Origin of the sequence: Streptomyces sp. NBC_00669 (assembly GCF_036226785.1) — a bacterium.
Taxonomy (GTDB): domain Bacteria; phylum Actinomycetota; class Actinomycetes; order Streptomycetales; family Streptomycetaceae; genus Actinacidiphila.
Genome location: NZ_CP109018.1, coordinates 7,870,252 through 7,890,417, shown reverse-complemented (window position 1 = coordinate 7,890,417; position 20,166 = coordinate 7,870,252). Strand labels below are relative to the sequence as shown.

The window sequence follows — 20,166 nt, the reverse complement described above, 5'->3', positions numbered from 1 at the left end:
TTATGGCCCCAGCATGAGAATCCTGTAAGGACGGGGGTCACATCCCGGTCACGCCCCGGGTCCGGTGCCGCCGGGGCCGCGCGTGCGCCGCGGGCGCCTGCCGCCGGCCGGTGGCACGGGGTACGTCCGGGCGCCGCGCAGCGCCGCCCCGAGGACCGCGGGCGCCTCCACCAGCGAGGGTCCGTACCAGGTCAGGTGCCGTCCGCTGACCAGCGCGGCGGGCAGCCCCGGGAACGACTCGGGGCCGTCGTCCGCGGTGAAGCGGTAGGGCTCGTCGGGCAGCACGACGAGGTCGGGGGCGGGCAGGCCGGCCGGGTCGAAGCGCGGGTAGCGCTCGTCGTGGCCGGCGAGGACGTGGTCGACGCCGAGGCGGGCGAGCAGGTCGCCGGCGAAGGTGTCGCGGCCGAGCGCCATCCAGGGGCGCCGCCAGATCGGGACGACCGCGCGCAGCCGCAGCCCCGCCGCCGGAGCGGACCCGCCGGGGTGTAGGTGCTGCGGCCCGTCGGCGGGCACGTCGTCCGGTACGTCGCGGGACGCGGGCGCGCGTACGTTGTCGTGCCCGTCCGGCCGCGGGCCGTCCTGCTCGTCCGTCCGCACGGGCGGCAGGTCGCGCCACGCGGACTCGGCGGCGTCCAGCCAGCCGGGCCGGCGCAGACCGCAGCCGTCGACCAGCACCCGGTGGAGCTCGGCGAACGCCTGCGGCAGCGAGCGGACCTCGGTGACCAGCACCCGCAGCCCGGCCGCCCGCAGGTCGGCCAGGTCCGGCGCGCGGTTCTCCTCCTCGTTGGCGATCACCAGGTCGGGGGCGAGGGCGGCGACCGCGGCCGTGTCGGGGTTCTTGGTGCCGCCGATCCGCGCCACGTCCAGGTCGGCAGGATGGGTGCACCAGTCGGTGGCGCCGACGAGCAGACCGGGCGCGGTCGCGGCGACCGCCTCGGTCAGCGACGGCACCAGGGACACCACCCGCCGTACCGCCGGCCGGACGGGCTCCTGTTCGGTCATCACCCCACGGTACGGCGGCCTGTCGGTGGGGCGTGCGATGCTGGCCGCGTGACGAACGAGAAGCCAGGCGGCGGCGACCGCACCGGCGGGGAGCTGCTGCTGCTCGACACCGCCAGCCTCTACTTCCGCGCGTACTTCGGGGTGCCGGAGTCGGTGCGGGCGCCCGACGGCACCCCGGTCAACGCGGTGCGCGGCCTGATCGACTTCATCGCGCGGCTCGTCACCGACCACTCCCCCACCGCGCTGGTGGCGTGCATGGACGCGGACTGGCGGCCCCAGTGGCGGGTCGACCTCATCCCCTCCTACAAGGCGCACCGCGTCGCCGACCCCGAGGCGGGCAGCGAGGAGGTGCCCGACACGCTCTCCCCGCAGGTCCCGGTGATCGAGGCGGTGCTCGACGCGGTCGGCATCGCCCGGGTCGGCGTGCCGGACTACGAGGCGGACGACGTGATCGGCACCCTCGCCACCGCCTCCACCGGGCCCGTGGCCATCGTCACCGGCGACCGCGACCTCTTCCAGCTCGTCGACGACGACCGAGGGGTGCGCGTGCTCTACCCGCGCAAGGGCGTCGGCGACTGCGACGTGATCGACGCGGAGGCCATCGCGACCCGCTACGGGGTCCGGGCGGACCAGTACGCCGACTTCGCCGCGCTGCGCGGTGACCCGAGCGACGGACTGCCCGGGGTCAAGGGCATCGGCGAGAAGACCGCGGCCGAACTGGTCACCCTCTACGGCGACCTGGCCGGTGTCCGCTCCGCCGCCGACGAACCGTTCTCCAAGCTCACCCCGGCCCGCCGCCGGAACATCCTCGCGGCCTCCGGGTATCTCGACGTGGCCCCCAAGGTGGTGCGCGTCGCCACCGACGTTCCGCTTCCCGCGTTCGACGCCACGCTTCCGTCCCGGCCCGCGGACCCGGCCGCTCTCGCGGCCCTCACCGAGCGCTGGGGACTGGCCAACCCGCTCTCCCGCCTGCTCGCGGCACTGGGCTGAGCCGCCGGTCGGCCCCACCGGGAGCGGCACGACCTGAGCCGCCGGGTCACCGCCCCGGCGCTCACCCCAGGGGCGCAGCAGCGCGCGCCCCGGCGCTCAGGCCGACTCGCGGATGACCTGTGTGAGCCACTGGCGGTAGGCCGCCTTGTCCGTGCGGAAGGCGCGGCTGACCACGACATGGCCGGCGGACACCCTCCAGCCGGCCGATCCCGCGACCGGCAGCACGGTGATCGTCAGCTCGAACGGGCGGGCCCTGCGGCCGATCTCCGCCTCCACCGCGGCCACAAGGCCGTTCTCGCTGCCGGGTGTCCTGAGCGGCGAGGCTTCGTGGTGCCGGTCGGCGCTCCACCGCGCGGCGTCGTCATGGCACGCGTCCACCAGCGCGCCGAGTTCCGCGCCCTTGAACCCACGGTCCGGCCGGTGGAAACCTCGCCCGGGTCCGTCCTGCCTCGCCAACTCCTGGTCCCACCAGCGCGCCCACTGCACCGACGCCGCCGGTACGGCGAGCGGAGCGAGGTCCGCCCGGATCTCGACGGCAGGCACCACGGCCGGCACCTCGACCGCCACGACCGGCTGCAGACCGGCGGCGTCACGGAGGTACAACCCCATCAGGAGGCCGACAGGCGTGTCGATTCTCATCAGCCGGCTCGACGATCCCACGTACTGCATGGCGCCATGCTCCCGCCGACCGCGATCCGCGTCACCAGGAACCCCGAAGTCCGCGTTCCCGGCAGCATGTTCGGCCCCGCCACGCGGTGTGCGCGGCGGGGCCGAACGACGTGACACAGCGTCAGTTCTCCTTTTCGGAGGTCGAGTCGGCGCCGGTCAGGACGCTTTCCCGCGCGCCCGGTTGACGGCGGCGAGCACCGAGCGGACCGAGGCGGTGAGCACCGAGGTGTCCTGTCCCGCGCCCCACCAGGTGTCCTCGCCCGACCTGATCCGGACGTACGCGACCGCCGCGCTGTCGGGGCCGGGGCCGGTGGCGTGTTCGGCGTAGTGCTCGATGTGCACGCGGACGCCCGCGGTCGCCAGCGCGTCGGCGAGCGCGGACAGCGGCCCGTTGCCGGCGCCCGTGACCGTACGACCGCGGTCCGGGGCCGCCTGGTTCGCCGGGTCCGCCGGGTCCTCGGCAGTGGCGTCGTGCAGGGTGCCGGTGAACTCGTGGCGTCCCGGGGCGACTTCGGCGGCGTGCCAGCCGGTCAGGGTGAGCGGGCCGCGGTCGGCGGGCATGAGGTAGGCGCTCTGGAAGAGGTCCCACAGGGCCTTCGCGGTGACCTCCTCACCGCTGTCGTCGGCGGCGGCCTGCACGATCCGGGAGAAGTCGGCGCGCAGGGCCGGCGGCAGGTCCAGGCCGTACCGGTCCTTGAGCAGGTAGGCGATACCGCCCTTGCCGGACTGGCTGTTGACGCGGATCACCGCTTCGTAGTCGCGCCCGAGGTCGGCGGGGTCGATCGGCAGGTAGGGCACGTCCCAGGGCGCCTGGGCCGGCGGCAGGCCCAACTCGGCGGCGCGGCGGGCGTGGTGCTCGAAGCCCTTCTTGATGGCGTCCTGGTGGGTGCCGGAGAAGGCGGTGTGCACCAGGTCCCCGACGTAGGGGTGGCGGCCGGGCACCGGCAGGCGGTTGCAGTACTCGACGGTGGCGCGGATCGCGTCGATGTCGGAGAAGTCCAGCATGGGGTCGACGCCTTGGGTGTGCAGGTTCAGCGCGAGGGTGACCAGGTCCACGTTGCCGGTGCGCTCGCCGTTGCCGAACAGGCAGCCCTCGACGCGCTGCGCCCCGGCGAGCAGGGCGAGTTCGGCGCAGGCCACGCCGGTGCCGCGGTCGTTGTGCGGGTGCACCGACAGGATCACCGCGTCCCTGCGGTCGAGGTGGCGGTGCATGTACTCGATCTGGTCTGCGTAGATGTTGGGTGTGGCGATCTCCACGGTGGCCGGGAGGTTGTGGATCACCGGGCGGTCCGGGGCGGCGTCCCACAGCGCGGTCAGGCCGTTGCAGACCTCCAGGACGTAGTCGGGCTCGGTGAGGTTGAAGACCTCGGGCGAGAACTGGAAGCGCACGCCGGGCCGCCCGTCCCCGAGCCGGGCCATCAAGGTGGCCGACTCCTCGATGAGCGCGCGCAGTTCGGCCCGTTCCCGGCCGATGACGACCTCGCGCCAGACCGGCGCGGTCGCGGTGTACAGGTGCACCACCGCGCGCGGCAGGCCGGCGATCGAGGCGAAGGTCCGCTCGATCAGGTCGGCCCGGGCCGCGGTGAACACGACCACGGTCACGTCGTCGGGTACCGCGCCGGAGGTGGCGAGGTGGCGGACGAAGTCGAAGTCGGCGCGGCTCGCCGAGGGGTAGCCGACCTCGATCTCCTTGAAGCCCATCGCGACCTGGACGTCGAACATCCGGCGCTTGCGGGCCGGGTCCATCGGCTCGGCGAGCGCCTGGTTGCCGTCCCGCAGGTCCACCGGGACCCACAGCGGCGCGTGCTCGATCCGCTGGGAGGGCCAGTACCGTCCGCCGGTGGTCCGCACCTCGACGCGCTCCCGCGCCGGGCGGTAGCGGTGGTACGGCATCGCGCTGCCGCGCTGCGGGTTCCACCAGGGGGCTCCGGCGGGCACCGGGCCGGCCGGGGTGCGCAGCGCGGGCGCCGCGGCGTCGCCGGGGGCGCTGCCGGTGGAGGCGTCGGGGCGGGCGGCGGGTACGGCGCCGCCCGCCGGCTGGGCGGGGTGCGGGTCGCCCGGGCGGGCGCCGCCGGCCGGGTGGTGTGCGGGGTGCGTGGTCATGGTGGGGCCGATCCGTTCGTGGTCGCCGGTTGGTCGACCGGCAGCACGAAACCCCGCGGCGGGGTGCCGGTCTCCTCAGGCCCCGCCGCGGCGGCCGAGAAGAAGGCTCCGCTGCGTCATGGCGGATACCTTAGCCACATCTCAGGTCCTCAGACAAGCTGAGAGGTCATCCCAGCCGATAGAGTCGGGGCCCCGAGGGGTGGACGGAGAGGTGGAGACGGCAATGGCGCTCGGTTCGCTGCGGCCCAGCCCGCTGGTCGAGCAGGCGGCGGAGCGGCTGCGGGAGCAGATCACCGGCGGGCAGTGGCCGGTCGGCACGAAGCTGCCCGGTGAGACCACGCTCGCCACCCTGCTGGGGGTGGGCCGCTCCACCGTGCGCGAGGCGCTGCGGGCGCTGGCGGGCGCGGGGATGGTGCGGACCCGGCAGGGCGCGGGGGTCTTCGTCATCGCCGACCGCCCGGTCCAGGACTGGCCGGCCCGGCTGCGGCGCGCCGCCCTGGCCGACGTCTACGAGGTGCGCGCGATGCTGGAGGTCCAGGCCGCGCGGCTGGCGGCGGTCCGGCGCAGACCGGAGGACGTGGCGGCGCTGCGGACGGCCCTCGCGGTGCGGACGGCGGCGGCCGACGACGTCTACGGCTCGGACGGCACGCACCGTACGGACCGTACGGACGACGGCGGGGACGGGGACGGGGACGGCAGCGGAAACGGAAGCGGCGGCGGGGCGGCCGGTGGACCGGGCGCGGCCTTCATCGACGCGGACATCGCGCTGCACACCGCCGTGGTCGCCGCCGCGTACAACCCCGTGCTCACCGACCTGTTCGCCGAGTTCGCGCCCGTGCTGCGGGAGAACATGCTGGCGCTGCTCGACCTGATGGACGTGCGTACCCACGACGAGGAGCACGGAGAGGCCGCACACGCGGCGCTGGTGGAGGCGATCGCCGCGGGCGAACCCGATCTCGCGGCGCGCGTGCTGCGTGACGAACTCTCCACCACCCAGGCTCACCTGAGGGACCGTCACCCGCACGGCGAGGACGACCCGTCGTGACCGCGTTGCTGCCACGGCCACGCAGCAGCCCGGCGCCGGGCGCGGTCCACGTGCCCGGCTGGCTCGCCCCGGACCGTCAGCGCGCACTGGTCGCCGCCTGCCGGGAATGGGCGAGCGGGCCGGTACCGATGCGGCACACCCGCCTGCCGCGCGGCGGGGTGATGTCCGTACAGACCGTCTGCGTCGGCTGGCACTGGCGCCCTTATGCCTACTCCCGCACCGCGCCCGACGTGAACGGTGCCCGGGTGGCCGCATTCCCCTCCTGGCTGGCGGAGTTGGGACGTGCCGCGGTGGCCGACGCCTACCAGGACCCGGCGGCGGGCGCCGGGTACGCACCCGACACGGCGCTGGTCAACTTCTACGACGGCGCCGCCACGATGGGGATGCACCAGGACAAGGACGAGCGCTCCGACGCCCCCGTGGTCTCCCTCAGCATCGGCGACACCTGCGTCTTCCGCTTCGGCAACACCCGCACCCGCACGAAGCCCTACACCGACGTCGAGTTGGAGTCCGGGGACCTCTTCGTCTTCGGCGGCGCCTCGCGCTACGCCTACCACGGCGTCCCCAAGGTCCGCCCCCACACCGGAGATCCGGCAACGGGCCTCGCCTCAGGACGACTGAACCTGACACTGCGGGTCACCGGTCTCCCCGGGTGACCCAGCGGCCCCGGGGGAACGGCGCGAGCCCCCGTCGCCCACCAGCAAGGCGGGCGACGGGGGGCCGCGGGAAGCCGCAAGTCCTTCAGCGGCTAGTCCTTCAGCAGCGCGAAGTTCGTCGTCGTGGTGGCCCCCTTCTTGATCTTCACCGTGGCCACGGTCGGCTGGTAGCCGTCCTTCGCCACGATGAGCTGGAGCGGGTTGTTACGCGTGTCGAGCCAGAGCGCGTAACTCCCGTCGGTGGCCGTCTTCAGGGTGTAGTGCGTGGCCCAGGTGTCGATCTGGACCGTCGCCCCGGCGAGCGGCGCGCCCCCGGAGGCGGAGACAACGCCGGTGATCTTCCCCCAGGTGGCCGGGGGCTTGACGGTGAACGAGACGCCGACCGGGGCGACCCGGTACGGCGTGTCGCTGGCGAGGTTCAACGATGCGGTGTAGGTGCCGGGTTGGGTGATCTCGGGCACCGACGCGTCGAGCGTGACCGTGAAGCTCGCGCTCTTGCCAGGCTGCACCGTCACCGTGTCCGTGCTCTCCGACAGCCACGTGACGTCGGTGGAGCCGACCTGGTCGTAGCCGGGCAGCACCTCGGCACTGCCGTCCGGCGTGCTGCCGACCAGACCGCCGACGGCGTAGAAGCCGGCCGAGCCGCCACCCCGGTAGAGCGAGGAGTTCGCGTTGGGCAGCGCACTCCAGGAGTTGGCGGTCGGGTCGTACGCCCAGGTCTGGTTGGTCAGCGCGGCGGCGTTGTTGACGGCGCCGCCCTCGACCAGCAGCAGGCCGTTCGCGGCGGTGTACGCGGAACCCCACGCGTCGGTGGGCTGGTCGGCGATCGGCGACCAGGAGTCCGCGGCGGGGTCGTAGACGTAGCCGTGGGTGATGCTGCCGGCGTCGGTGGTGCCGCCCGCGCAGTAGAGCTTGCCCGCGACCGCGCCGCAGGACTCCCACGCCACCGACTCCGGGTAGGCCGCGGCCGTCGACCAGGAGTCGCTGGCCGGGTCGTACACGGTCACGTCGGTGGTGCCGCAGGCGGTGGCGGTGCAGCCACCGACCGAGTACAGCTTGCCGTCGAGTACGGCCGTGCCCGAACCGGCGTACGGCTTGGGCGAGTTCGCACCCGTCGACCAGGTGTTGCCGGCGATGTCGTAGATCTCCAGTTTGGCGTCGGGCGAGCCGTCGGGGCCCCAGCCACCGGCGGCGTAGAGCTTGCCGTCGATGATCCCGTGCGCGGGCGACTCGCGGGTGTCGGCGGCCGAGGCCAGCTTCGTCCACGCGCCGGTGTCCGCGCTGTACGCGTACAGGTCGCTGGTGTCGGTGGCGCCGGTGAAGCCGAACGCCGAGTAGACGGTGCCCTGCCAGGTGTCGACCGTGTTGTCACCGGTCGCGACCGGCAGGTCGGGGACGGTCTGCCAGGCGTCACCGGCCGCGCCCTGCGCCGCGGTCGCGGCCTGGGGCGTGGCACCGGCCTTGCCCGAACCCGCCTTGCCCGCACCGGGCTTGGCGCCGGCGCTGCCGTGCTTGGCGAGGGCCAGCGGCGAGTAGTCGCCCTTGACGAGGTTGAGCGGCGCGCCCTTGGCCTGCACCGTGACGCCGCCGGGGTTCTCGCCCACCGTGACGGTGGCCGGCGCGGTGCCGGTGTTCTTCACGGTGACCTTCTGCGTGGCGCTCTTGCCCCAGGCGACGGTCTTGTCGATCGAGGCCGGCGTCACGCTCAACTGCCCGGCCTTGAGGGTGAGATCGGTGTCCACGACGCCGTCGGACGGCACGTTGGAGGTGGCGGTGGCGGAGGTGTAGTGCGAGGCCGCCGCCGTCAGCGGGTGCTTGCCGGTCTTGTGCGAGAAGAGCCAGTAGAAGCCGTCGCCCACGTTGGGGTCGTCCGGCGTGGCCACGGTGGTGGTGTGGTCGTCGGGCGCGTCGCCGCTGGTGACGGTGGCGCCGTTGACGCCGTCACCGGTGTTGGCGTCGGTGACGTTGCCGACCACGATGCCGCCGGCCACCGGGTTGTAACTGCGCTGGCCGACGAAGACGTTGTCCAGCTCCCACCAGTAGGCCCAGTCGCCGGTGTAGTGGAAGCGCACCTTGACGTCGCTCTTGCCCGCGTAGTCGGTCAGCGGCACCTCGACGTGGCCGTTCACGGCCGTGGTGGTCTTGTTCCACACCGTGGACCAGGTGCTGCCGCCGTCGGTGGAGACGTCGACGTCGGCGACGGAGCCGGTGTACGACTTGTAGTCGGTGTCGAAGCTCAGCAGCGGGCCGGTGGCGGAACTGAGGTCGAAGGACGGCGACACGAGCGAGGTGTCCTGGCTCGCGCCCTGCCCGATGTGGTCGCTGTCGACGATGGCGAAGCCGCCGTCGCCGCCGGTGAGGTTGCCGCGGGAGCCCGGGTCGTCGAAGGTCCAACCGCCGTTGCTGCCATCGGCGTTGGAGACGGTCCAGCCGTCCGGCGGGCCGGTGGTGGAGGTGAACGGCTCGGTCGGTCCGCTCAGCGAGACCGAGTAGCCGGGAGCGTCGGTGGAGGCCGGGTCGACCGGCACCGAGACGTTGGCGGTCTCGTCGGCGGTGCCCACGGTGACCGTCTTGTCCACGGCCTGGTAGCCGGGGTAGTCCGCGGTCACGTGCAGCGTGTACGAGCTGCCCTGGGGCAGGTTCAGGGAGAAGTCGCCGGTGGTCGGGTCGGTGAAGACCGGGCCGCCGGGCACGCCGGCCGCGGTGATCTTCGCGTACAGCGGCCAGCCGTGGCCGGAGCCGTCGGTGACCTTGCCGGAGACGGTCTGCTGCGGCACCGAGTCCAGCGCGAACGACTCGGTGACGGTGGCTCCGTCGTCGAGCTGCACGCCGGTGGCCGAGCCGTCCGCGTAGCCGTACGCGGAGGCGGTCAGGTCGTAGGCGCCCGGCGGGATGTCCAGCTTGTAGCTGCCGTCGGCGCCCGAAGTGGCGCTGTGGTCACCGGCCTTGACGGTCGCGCCGGAGATCGGGTCGCCGGTGGCGTGGTCGGTGACCTTGCCGGTGATCACGCCGTGCGGGCCGCTGCGGAACGCGGCCAGGCCGTTGGGCGTGCCGAGCCCGGTCGGGCCGTCGTAGCCGGGACCGGCGGTGCACAGGGCGGCCGGGGTGCAGCTGCCGTTGTTGCCGGTGGTCACGTCGTTGAGCGCGCCGGCCTGGGCGTAGGGGTACGCGTTCGGGTACGTGCCGTCGCCGGGGGTGCCGGCCGACGCGTAGACGCCCGCGATGATCGGGGACGACGCGCTGGTGCCGCCGTACACCGACCAGCCGCCGCCACCGTAGGTCTGGTAGACCGAGACGCCGGTCTCGGGGTCGGCGACCGCGGAGACGTCGGCGACCGTGCGGTTGTCGCAGGCGGTGTCGGTCTGGAAGGCCGGCTTGGGCTCGTAGAGCGAGCAGCCGGAACCGGGGCCGCCGTAGGCGTTGTTCCACACCGACTCGGACCAACCGCGGCTGGTGCCGGTGTCCTTGGTGAGCGCGGTGCCGCCGACGGAGGTGACGTACTGCGAGGCGGCCGGGTAGCTCACCCCGTAGGCGCCGTCACCGGAGGAGGCCACGACCGCCACGCCCGGGTGGTTGTAGTACGGGTCCATCGAGGTCGCCTCGGAGGGGTCCTCGCCGCTGCCGGGGGTGGAGTCGTAGCCGGTGCCGTAGGAGTTGGAGACGTACTTCGCGCCGAGCGCGACCGCCTCGTCCACCGCGGCGCCGAGGTCCTCGAAGTTCGCCGTGTCCGCCTCGACCAGCAGGATGTGGGCGTTCGGGGCGGCCGCGGAGACCATGTCGATGTCGAGGGAGATCTCGCCGGACCAGTCGGGGTCGGGCGAGGGCAGGTCGTCGGTGCCGCCGCGCTGGCTCACCTTGGTGAAGCAGCCGCTGTCCACGGTGCACGCGGGCAGCCCGAACTGGTCGCGGTAGACGGCCAGGTCGGCCGCCGCGTTCGGGTCGTCGTACGCGTCGACGATGGCGACGGTCTGGCCCGCACCGCCGTCCGCGGGAAGCGCGTACGCGCTCTGCAGGTCGCCGGCGCCGAAGCCGGCCGGGGTGGCGGCGTGCGGCTGGACCCCCTTCTTGGCGGGCACGTCGGTACGCCGCAGCGCGAAGCAGGCGAACTGGCCGGGCTTGGGGGTGCCGCACGCACGCACCGCGCTGGTATGGGACTTGGTGGCCGCGGGCGCGGCCGATGCCGTTGCCGCCAGGGGCACTTGCAGCCCCAGCGCGGCGAGCGCGGCAGTCGTGAGCGCGGCGACCACGCCGCGTCTGAGGAAGGGTATGCGCAAGGTGGGTCTCCCTTGGGCGTGACCTGATGCCGGGTGTTCGCCGGCTGCGGCCCGATCGAACCGCTGGCGTATACCTGTGCATCACCGACCCCATGGGAATCCTTTACGCATTGACGGATACCTGACATCGTTGCCACGCATCGGACCGTCACGTTTACGCCACCCGGCTCACCGCGCCCACACGGCACCCTCACCACACCCGCAGCGGATCGCCACCGCACCCACACCACACGCCTCTTGACGCAGGCCGCCGACCTGCGGTGCACCCGCCCTCGGATCAGCCCGGTTCCCGCGTGTCCACCCCCGCGAGCAGGGCGAGCCCGCTCTCCGCCTCGCCACCGGGCGCGGTCGTGCGGGCCACGATCCGCGCGTCGCCCCGGTGGGCGGCCAGGACGTCGCAGTCGAGTTCCGGCCGCGAGGTCGCGTACGCCCGGACCCGGCCCCCCGACCCGGACCCGGCGGCCGTTCCGGTCAGTCCAGCCAGCCGTTGCGGGCCGCGTGCCAGACGAGCTGGATGCGGTTGTCGACACCCGCCGTACGCTGCATCGCCGCGATCCGGCGCTGGACGGTGCGGATCGCGACGCCGAGCGAGCGGGCCATGGCGGCGTCGGTGCTGCCCATCACGAGCATCGCGAGGATGCGCTGCTGGAGGGTGCTGTCGCCCGTGCCGGGGCGGGCCAGCGGCACCCCGCCGGACCAGACGCTCTCGAAGAGCATCACCAGGGCGTCGAGCAGGCCGCTCGCACCGATCACCAGCATGACCGGTTCGGGCGGCAGGGTGTCGGCGCCGAGCAGGACGAGGGCCACCGAGCGGTCCGCGACGCACATCCGGATCGGCAGCCTGTCGACCACGCGGACGTCCGCGCCCGGTGGCAGGACGTCGAGGGCGCTGTCCACGCCGTCGGGCTCCTTCTGCACCGCGGCGCGCTCGACGACGACCCGGCGGCGGACCGTGGACACCCCCGATCCGATGGCCTGGAGGAATCCGGCCGGCCCGCCCGCTGCGGCGAAATCCGCCGAGCCCGCCTGCCCGTCCGCCCGGTCCGGGCCGCCCGACGCGCCCGGGCCACCCGCAGCGCCCAGCTCACCCGGCCCACCCGACGCGCCCAGCTCATCCGGATCACCCGGATCACCTGGATCACCCGGATCACCCCGCCCCCCGGGCAACTCCGGCTCCACCACCTCCGTGCCCCCGGGTGCGAAGACCAGCAACTCCCCCCGGGCCTGCCGCAGTACGGCGTCCAGCCGGACCCGTACCGCCTCGGCGCCCGCTACGGCCTGGACCACCTCCTCGGCCCGGTGGCCCTCGTGCACCCGCTGGTACTCCACCGCGAGCCGGTCGAACAGCGCCCGGCCGCGCACCAGTTGCTCCTGTACGCGGGACAGCATCGGGAGCAGCCCCTCGTGCGGCGGCAGCGGGTACCAGCGGTCGTCCAGGCCCAGCCGGGCCAGGCCGCGTGCGGCCAGTTCCACGCACGCGGCCCGCGCGGCCTCCTCGGACAGCCCCGCCTGCCGGGCCAGTTCGGCGACCGCCACTCCCCTGGTCGCCACCAGCAGCGGATAGGCCCGGTCCGCGTGGGCACTCAACCCGAGTGCTTCAAACGGGCGTTCGGTCATGATCGTGAACTGTAGTCCCCGGCCCCCGGCCGAATGTCGGACTTTGCCGATCCCGTCGCACCCCCGACCGTACGCGGGCGATCCGCGCACAAGGGGTCAGCTACGCAAGGGAGCCCATACACGACCGATACGTGACCGACGGGTCACCGACCGTGTCCGCCCGGCCGCGGCGGACCCACGTGCCCGCCGCGGCCGGGACGTTCACTCCCGCTCGACTCAATCGCGCTCGGCCGACAGCGCCGCCAGCTCCCGTTCCACCGCCCGCTCGTGCGCCTCGGCGTCCTCGCGGGCCCGCTTCGGGCTCCACCGTCCGGCCATCACGAACACGAACGGCACGAACAGCACCTGGCCACCGACGCAGATCCACCACCAGTCACGCCACTGCCCGGGCCCGTCCGCGGACGCCTTCTGCACCTTCGCACCATAGGAGTCGAGCACCGCGAGCTGCGGCTGCGCCTTCGCCACCACGGCCAGCCCGTCCGGCCCGACCTGCTGAACGGCCTGCGCGGTCAGGGCCGCCGGGGCCTTGCCGGGCGGGTACTTGCCGAGCTCCGCGAACAGTTGCGGGTGCTGCTTGACGATCGCCAGCGCGGGCCCTGCCGTCTGCGAGGCCGCGGTGACCTGCGCGCCGTGGTCGACCAGCGGCGTGACCGAGGTGACCAGCACCGGGATGAACGCGGCCGACACGGCGACCACGATCCGTACCGTCCAGCCCCACACCGCCAGTCCGGTCGCGGTCGCCGCCGGGTTGCGCTTCTCCACGGTCTCGGTGAAGCCCGCCATCCACGGCCCGTAGGCGATGCCGCTGAAGACCCCGATGCCGATGAAGAGCCAGGCGAAGGTGTAGTAGCCGGTGCTCTGGTGGGTGGCCCGGGAGGCGAACACCGCGGTGACCGCGATCGATCCGACCGCGCCGACCACCATGAACGGCTTGCGGACCTTCAGCCGGTCCGAGAGCAGCCCGACCGCGACCAGGGCGATCGCGTTCGCCGCCCAGTACCAGTTGGCGAGGGCGTTGGCGCGCTGCTCGCTGTAGCCGAAGGTGGTCGCGAAGTAGACCACGAAGTTGCCGACGGCCGCGTAGTACAGCAGCAGGAACAGCGCGATGGCCAGTGCCGAGCCCGCCACGTCCAGCCGCAGCATCCCGCGCCACTCGCCGCGCCGGGAGGCGGCGGGCTCGATGCCCTTGGCGCGGGCCTCGACCAGCGCCCGGTCCCGCAGGCTGACCATGATCTGGTCGCGGACCGCCGGCGCCAGCTCGCGCAGCGCCACGAGCGCGACCACGAACACCGCGAAGCCCGCGATCCCCGAGTAGCGCAGCTCGTCCTGCCAGCTCGCGCTGTCCAGCGTGTGGCTGGTGACCATGGTGACCACGAGGCTGCCGATCACCGGCCCCATCGTCCAGTACCCCATCGCCGTGGCCCGCCCGAGCTGCGGCGAGAAGTCCCTGATCAGCGCGGGCGTGGCCACCAGCACGATGCCCTCGACAAAGCTGACCAGCGCGAAGAGCACCAGGTAGGTGGCCTTGCCGCCCGCGTGCGGCAGCCCGAAGAAGACCAGCCCCGACGCGACCAGCAGCCCGTAGACCACCATGTTCGCCCGGCCCCACCGGTCGGCGAGCCCGGCCAGCAGCGACGCGAACGCGCCGACCGCGTTGCCGATCACCGACACCCACACGAAGTAGCGGTACGTCATCCCGAAGTGCGTGATGATCGACGTCGCCACGGCGTACTGCACGTAGAGCATGTAGTAGAGCACGATCGTGGTGAGCACCACGATCGCCAGGCAGCCGATCCGGCGCGCGGTGGGCGGGTAGCCGACCAGGTCGCGCCGGTAGAGCCGGGTGAGCGCGCCGCGGGGTCCGGCGCCGGGTGCGCCGGGGCCGGGTCTGTCGGCTTCGAACGAGGTCGGGGTGGCGGACATACGGCTCCTCCTGGAGTGCTGGACCCCGGGCACACGTGCCGCGGGACCACGGCCGAGGTTGCGGTGAGGGTAGTACCGACCAGTCGGTATGCCTAGGGGGTGCGCGCATCCGGAACGGGGGGAAGCGCGCCGGGCGGACGGGGAAAAGGACGTCGAGCGTGACGGGGGACGGCGCGCCGCTCCGGACCGCGCGCCCGTGACCGCCTACGGACTTTGTGGAAGGGTCGTAACAAGCCCTGTGGGACTGCTGGTTCACGATGGCCGGCGCCGACAGATCTCGGATACGGTGCCGGCATGGTTGCGCACGGGGGGCAGGACGAGGGCCGGAGCTTCGACCTCGACGGGAGCGGCGCGACACCGCTGACCTCGGAGGACCCGCGCCGGATCGGGCCGTTCCCGGTGATCGGGCTGCTCGGCGTCGGCGGGATGGGCCGGGTGTACCTCGCGGTCGCGGAGGACCGCTACACCGCGGTCAAGCGGGTCCATCCGGTGCTGGCCCAGGACCCGGACTTCCTGCGCCACTTCAAGCACGAACTCGACAACCTGGCCAGGCTTCCCGCGGGCGTCAGCGTCCCGCTGCTGGCCACCGACCGCACCGCGAACCCGCCATGGTTCGCCACCGAGTACATCCCCGGGGTCACCCTCACCGAGGCGGTACACCTGCACGGCGGACCGCTGCCCCGGGCGGCGCTGTGGTACCTGCTGCGCGAACTGGCCGCCCGGCTCAAGGCGTTGCACGCCCTGGACATGCTGCACCGGGACGTCAAGCCGTCCAACGTGATGCTGACGCTCGACGGGCTCGCCCTCATCGACTTCGGCATCGCGCGGGCCGCCGACCAGAGCCGGCTGACCAAGACCGGGATGGTGCTCGGCACGCCCGAGTACATGGCACCCGAACAGGCCGAAGCCGTACGCCCGTTGACCGCGGCCGCCGACGTGTTCGCGCTCGGCAGCCTGCTCTTCTTCGCGGCGACCGGCGCCTCGCCCTTCGGCCCGGGCTCCGGCCTCGAAGTGCTCTACCGCATCGTGCACACCGAGCCGGACCTGTCCGCGCTGCGCGGCCTGGACCGCGAACTCGCCGACCTGGTCGCCGCGTGCCTCGACAAGTCCCCCGCCGCCCGGCCCACCGCGGCGGACCTGCTCGACCGCGTCGCGGAAGGCGCCGCTCCCGCCGCCGCCGACTGGCCGACCGCGGTCGCCGAACAACTGGAGCGCCGCGCCGCGTTCGCCGCCGCCGTGCCGGCACTTGATGAACTCACCTCCGCCACGGTGGACTTGAAACCGGCGCCTCCTGCCGCGCCGGCCGCGGCGATCGCGGGGGCGGCGGCGACCGGGCAGGAAGGCACGTCGGCGGAGCCGCCACCCGCCGGCCCTCCGGAAGCCGGCGGCGACCCCGAGAAGCGCGTACGCCCGCCCGAAACGCCCAAGCGGCGCTCCCGCAAGCTCGTCCTGATCATCCCGATCGTCCTGGCGGCGGGCGGGGTCTCCGCCGTCACCCTCCTGCCGTACGCGTTCTCGCACACCGACGGGAAGCCGTCCGCCGCTCCCTCGTCGGGGCCGTCCGTGTCGCCGTCCGCCGACCGCGGCGGGCCGTCGTCCTCGGCGCGCCCCGGCCACTCGACGTCGGCGTCCGCGTCGACCTCGGGGCACTCCTCCGGCGCGGGCGCGAAGTCGGGCGCGACATCGGGCGCGGGCTCGAAGAAGTCGGGAACGGGGTCGGCGGGCGGAACCGGCGGCTCGCACAGCGGCGGCAGCGGCACCAGCGGGGGAAGCGGGGGCACGTCCGGGGGCGGGTCGTCCTCGTCGGGGGGATCGTCCTCCGGCGGGTCGAGCGGGGGGAAGCGGCGGGAGCGGGGGCACGACGAAGATCGGCTCCGCCGGGACCTACCGCATCAAGAACGCGTCCAACGGCCGCTGCCTGGAGCTGGACACCAGCACCGGCAACGGAAGCATGTTCGCGCAGACCGGTACCTGCTCCCCGGAGAACAGCCCTTACTACGAGTGGACCTTCAAGCCCGCTTCGAGCGGCACGTTCGAGGTGATCAACAAGGGCAACGGCTACTGCCTCACCGGCTTCCTGTCGGACAACTGGGTGAGCGCGGCGCCGTGCGGTTCGACCGGCCAGTACTGGCGGATCGGCAGCGCGAAGTCCGCCGGCAGCACCCTGGAGAACACCAGCTCCTGGCAGTGCATGAATCTGGACACCGAGGCGAAGGTGACCGCCTGCAACGCCTCGTCCTCCTCGCAGCTCTGGAGCTACGCCAGCAAGGGCTGACCCGGCAGCGACCCCAGGGCGCTGATCCCCGCACAGCTGCGCCAAGCCCCCAAGAGGCCCCGCCCCACCAGATGTCAAGGAAACCTTGACAACGTGGGCGCGTCAAGGTCTCCTTGACACGGCGCCGGCCCTGCCGCTTCCCGCCGACGGGCGCCCGGCGGCCGCGGACCGCCGCGGACCGCCGCGGCACGACACCCACGAAGGCAGACAGCGATGAACAGCGAGGAACTGCTCGACGCCCAGGAGGCCGCTCGGGTCCGTGAGGGAGTCGCGGAGGCCGTCCTGCGGGCCCCCGAAGGGCTGGCCGAGTCCCTGGAAGACGACGCGACGGGCTTCCTGCGCCTGGTGGACGCCACCCGGATCGGCGCCGAGGAGACGAACCGGCTGCTGCGCGAGGCGGTCCAGGGCGCCCGGGCCGCGGGCCACAGTTGGGACACCGTGGGCCGGGTGCTGGGCGTGAGCCGGCAGGCCGCCCAGCAGAGGTTCGCCGGCAAGGCAGCCGACGCCGTCTCCGCCGGCCCCGGCACCCAGGGCCCCGGCGCCCAGGGCCCCGACGGTCCGGAGCGACGCGTCCTGACCCCGCTGACCGCGTTCAACGAAATGGCGGCGCTCGCCCAAGCCGGCGCGGACGGTTGGCAGTTGGTCGGCTACGGAGCCCTGTACCACGAGGTCGAGGCATCCGACCGCCGCTGGGAGCACTGCCGGGTCACGATCGCGGCCGCCGCCCGGCGCCGGCGCATGGAGGCCGAAGGGTGGGTCCCGGTCGGCGCGGGCTGGTTCCCCTGGCGCTACTACAAGCGGCCGCTGCACCAAGCCGCGGCAGACTGTTGAAACGCCCCCGAGCCGTGCCCGGCACCGGCTCGGACTCCGCGAGCCGCTACCTCGAATCGGTCTCGTCACGGCGCCTGCGCTATGTTCCCCGCCATGACCGAGCTAGGACCAGATGTCTGGCCGCCCGCCCCGATCAGGACCGAGCGGCTCGTGCTCCGCGAACCCGAGGCCCGGGACCGTCCGGCGATCGTGGAGCTGTTCTCCTCACCGGAGGTGGGCACCTACACCGGTGGCGCCCGGCCTCGCGAGGAACTCGAGCGCGCGGTGCCCGAGGTGCCGAGGCGGCGCCCCGGGCTCTTCGTGGTCGACCTCGACGGAGCGATGATCGGCATCATCGAACTCAACCACCGTGACGCGGACCATCGCAGCCAGGTCCGCCCGGATGACGGCGAGGCCGAACTCGGCTACCTCTTCCTGCCGCAGGCGTGGGGGCACGGGTACGCCGCCGAAGCGTGCGCGGCGGCACTCGACTGGTTCGCATCCGCGCTTCCCGGCGAACCGGTGACGCTCGTCACCCAGACCGCCAACGACCGCTCGATGCGCCTCGCGGTGAAGCTGGGGTTCGTCGAAGTGCAACGGTTCGAGGAGTGGGGCGCCGCACAGTGGTTCGGCCGGTGGTCCTCTCCCCCAGCGTCCGCCTGACCCGCGGCCCCTGACGGCACACACGCGGGCCGGCCGATCCGAGGACCGGCCGGCCCCCGCCGGCTCCCGACGCTCGGCGCCGGGTGAACCACCGTACGGATCAAGCTCAGCGGCTGCCCGCGCCCGTCACGAGGCGGTGCAGCTGAGCGCGGGCACCGTGAACGCGCCGGCGGCGGTGCCCTGCAGGCCGAACGTGGTCGAACCCGCCGCCGGCAACGCGCCGTTGTACGACAGGTTCGTCGCCGTCACGGCGCTGCCGGACTGCGCGAGGTCCGCGCCCCAGCCGCTGGTCTCCTGCTGGCCACCGGGCCAACTCCACTTCACCGTCCACCCGTTCACCGCCGCCGCACCCGCGGTGACGGTCACGGTCGCGGTGAAGCCGGCGTCCCACTGGTTGTCCACGTGCAGAGCGGCGGTACACCCGCCGCTCCCGGCCCCGCCGGTCGAGCCCGCGGACGTGCCGGACGAGGTGCCCGAGGAGGTGCCCGACGACGTCCCCGCGCTGGTGCCGCTCGACGCACCCGAAGACGTGCCCGAGGAGGTACCCGACGACGTGCCCGACGACCCGCCGCCGGACGTACCGCCGCCGTCGAATGCGGGTGCCTTGATGCTCGCGAGATACCCGTCCTTGACCGTGTCCACGGTCTGCCAGTCGCCCTCCAGGATGCCGCCGGTGTCACCGGAGTCCGGATTCCACGACCAGAAGGTCCAGTTGAAGCTGTCCCCGCCGTACGTGGACGTCGGACGCAGGTAGGTCACCAGCGCCTTGAGCCACTGCTGGTCGGTGGTCGACTGGAGCGTGGTGCCGAACTCGCCGACCCACACCGGGGCGATGTTCTGCTCGAAGAGGTAGCCCCAGTACTTCGACCAGATCCCGGGCATGTTGGCCGGGAAGGTCGGGTCGTCGAACCAGCTCTGCTGCGCGACGCTGGTGGCGTAGTCGTGCGCGGAGTACACCACCCGGTTCGGCACGTCGAGTTCGACCGGGTACTGGCCGGCGCCCATCAGGTTGCCGCCCCACCACCCCGAGGTGCCGTTGTAGGTCTGGATGCCCTCGACGAAGATCAGCAGGTCCGGGTTGACGCCGAGGACCGCGTCGCCCGCGCGCTCGGCGGCCAGCCGCCAGTCGATACTGGTGTCACCGCAGCCCCAACAGGCCGGGTCGTGCGGCTCGTTGTGGAGGTCGATGCCGATCACCGCCGGGTTGCCCTGGTAGCGGGTGGCGAGCGCCTTGAGGTCGGTGATCCAGGTGCTCTCCGGGACCGACGCGGTGTACCAGAGCGCGGACTGCCCGCTCGCGTCGGGCCGGTGCCGGTCCAGGATCACCCGCAGGCCGATCGACCCGGCGTAGTCGATGATCTTGTCCATCACCTGGAGCGAGTCCAGGCCCTGGAGGTCGGCGTTCATGTTGTAGAAGTTGATGCTGTCCGGCATCGTGCCCGGCTTGAAGATGTCATCGCTGTACGGCAGCCGGATGGTGTTGTAGCCGAGCGACTTCATCTGGTCGATCATGCTCTTGTAGTCGCGCGCCCAAAGGCCGTGCGCCACATGGTTGTCGGTCTCGAAGCCGAACCAGTTGACGCCCGCGATCCGGACCGGCTGGTCGTTCGCGTCGAGGATCTGCCGGCCGCTGGTGTGCCAGTAGCCGGTGCCGGCGTCGGCGGTCGTGGCGCGCCCGCCGGCCGCGGCGGGGTCGGCGGCGGCCGTCGCGGACGGCTGGCCGGCCGCCGCGAACAGCGCCATCAGCGCGGCCGCGACGAGGCCGGCGAGCACGGCTCGCAGCCGGGCGGGCGTCACGCGCGTTCTCGTGGGGCTCGGGGAGGTCTCGGGGCTCGGGGAGCCCGGGTAGGGGACCACGGTGGTGATTCCTCTCGGTGGGGGGAGGACGCGACGGAGGAGCGGTGAGCTGTGGGAGCGCTCCCAAGCCGCGCCACCCTGTATGGAAGCGAGGTTGGGCTTCGGCCGTCAAGGGGCCGCGCAGGGTTCAAGAGGTGAAGCGGAGAGGGGAGTTGGCGAATACCCGGGCCGGGCCGAGCGGGTGGGGCGAACGCGTGGGCCCGGCTGCGCGGGTGCGACCGGCCGCACCCGCGTCCGTCTCCGCGCCACCGCCCCCCTACCTGTGACCGTGCGTGTTCGCCG

The 20,166-nt window shown here is 73.2% G+C and carries 13 protein-coding genes and 1 pseudogene; 7 read left to right on the top strand and 7 right to left on the bottom strand.

Features of this window, described 5'->3' with window-relative positions:
* Positions 1-48: 48 nt before the first annotated feature.
* Positions 49-1,002 (bottom strand): helical backbone metal receptor, encoded by a 954-nt coding sequence (locus tag OG896_RS33350; protein WP_329371327.1) that lies wholly within the window; start codon positions 1,000-1,002, stop codon positions 49-51.
* 96 nt (positions 1,003-1,098) lie between these two features.
* Between OG896_RS33350 and OG896_RS33345 the strand changes: the two genes are divergently transcribed.
* Complete coding sequence (locus tag OG896_RS33345; RefSeq protein ID WP_328473873.1) at positions 1,099-1,992, top strand: 5'-3' exonuclease; 894 nt, start codon at positions 1,099-1,101, stop codon at positions 1,990-1,992.
* 96 nt (positions 1,993-2,088) lie between these two features.
* On the opposite strand, the gene OG896_RS33340 is transcribed toward OG896_RS33345, so the two are convergent.
* The gene (locus OG896_RS33340) at positions 2,089-2,661 is read right to left on the bottom strand and encodes a hypothetical protein (protein ID WP_329371325.1); all 573 of its coding nucleotides are present in this window, start codon (positions 2,659-2,661) and stop codon (positions 2,089-2,091) included.
* Positions 2,662-2,817: 156 nt separating this feature from the next.
* Entirely contained in the window at positions 2,818-4,554 is a 1,737-nt protein-coding gene (locus tag OG896_RS33335; protein WP_329374427.1) for a 2-isopropylmalate synthase, read from the bottom strand.
* Between the two features lie 433 nt (positions 4,555-4,987).
* On the opposite strand from OG896_RS33335, the gene OG896_RS33330 reads away from it, so the two are divergent.
* Both OG896_RS33330 and OG896_RS33325 read left to right on the top strand, forming a co-directional pair.
* Entirely contained in the window at positions 4,988-5,809 is an 822-nt protein-coding gene (locus OG896_RS33330; protein ID WP_329371323.1) for a FadR/GntR family transcriptional regulator, read from the top strand.
* On the top strand, positions 5,806-6,465 hold the full coding sequence (locus OG896_RS33325; protein ID WP_329371322.1) for an alpha-ketoglutarate-dependent dioxygenase AlkB family protein: 660 nt from the start codon (positions 5,806-5,808) through the stop codon (positions 6,463-6,465). The genes OG896_RS33330 and OG896_RS33325 overlap by 4 nt, the downstream gene beginning before the upstream one ends.
* A gap of 92 nt (positions 6,466-6,557) precedes the next feature.
* Here the strand turns inward: OG896_RS33325 and OG896_RS33320 are convergent, their stop codons facing one another.
* The 3 genes from OG896_RS33320 to OG896_RS33310 all read right to left on the bottom strand — a co-directional run bounded on the left by OG896_RS33320 (position 6,558) and on the right by OG896_RS33310 (position 14,279).
* Positions 6,558-10,739 (bottom strand): carboxypeptidase regulatory-like domain-containing protein, encoded by a 4,182-nt coding sequence (locus OG896_RS33320; RefSeq protein ID WP_329371320.1) that lies wholly within the window; start codon positions 10,737-10,739, stop codon positions 6,558-6,560.
* Between the two features lie 471 nt (positions 10,740-11,210).
* A complete protein-coding gene (locus tag OG896_RS33315) occupies positions 11,211-12,356 on the bottom strand; it encodes a hypothetical protein (RefSeq protein WP_329371318.1) in 1,146 nt (381 codons plus the stop codon).
* A gap of 216 nt (positions 12,357-12,572) precedes the next feature.
* Positions 12,573-14,279, bottom strand: a complete 1,707-nt coding sequence (locus OG896_RS33310; RefSeq protein WP_329371317.1) for an MFS transporter — start codon at positions 14,277-14,279, stop codon at positions 12,573-12,575.
* A 294-nt stretch (positions 14,280-14,573) separates the two neighbouring features.
* On the opposite strand from OG896_RS33310, the pseudogene OG896_RS33305 reads away from it, so the two are divergent.
* The 4 genes and pseudogenes from OG896_RS33305 to OG896_RS33290 all read left to right on the top strand — a co-directional run.
* A pseudogene (locus tag OG896_RS33305) lies at positions 14,574-15,365 on the top strand (serine/threonine-protein kinase); the annotation flags it as partial.
* A 781-nt stretch (positions 15,366-16,146) separates the two neighbouring features.
* Positions 16,147-16,554 (top strand): RICIN domain-containing protein, encoded by a 408-nt coding sequence (locus OG896_RS33300; protein WP_329374426.1) that lies wholly within the window; start codon positions 16,147-16,149, stop codon positions 16,552-16,554.
* Positions 16,555-16,767: 213 nt separating this feature from the next.
* Positions 16,768-17,385 carry a hypothetical protein gene (locus OG896_RS33295; protein WP_329371315.1) on the top strand — a complete coding sequence of 206 codons (618 nt, stop codon included), beginning with the start codon at positions 16,768-16,770 and terminating at the stop codon, positions 17,383-17,385.
* A gap of 93 nt (positions 17,386-17,478) precedes the next feature.
* On the top strand, positions 17,479-18,027 hold the full coding sequence (locus OG896_RS33290; RefSeq protein WP_329371313.1) for a GNAT family N-acetyltransferase: 549 nt from the start codon (positions 17,479-17,481) through the stop codon (positions 18,025-18,027).
* 126 nt (positions 18,028-18,153) lie between these two features.
* Here the strand turns inward: OG896_RS33290 and OG896_RS33285 are convergent, their stop codons facing one another.
* Entirely contained in the window at positions 18,154-19,770 is a 1,617-nt protein-coding gene (locus OG896_RS33285) for a cellulase family glycosylhydrolase (protein ID WP_329374424.1), read from the bottom strand.
* Positions 19,771-20,166 lie beyond the last annotated feature (396 nt).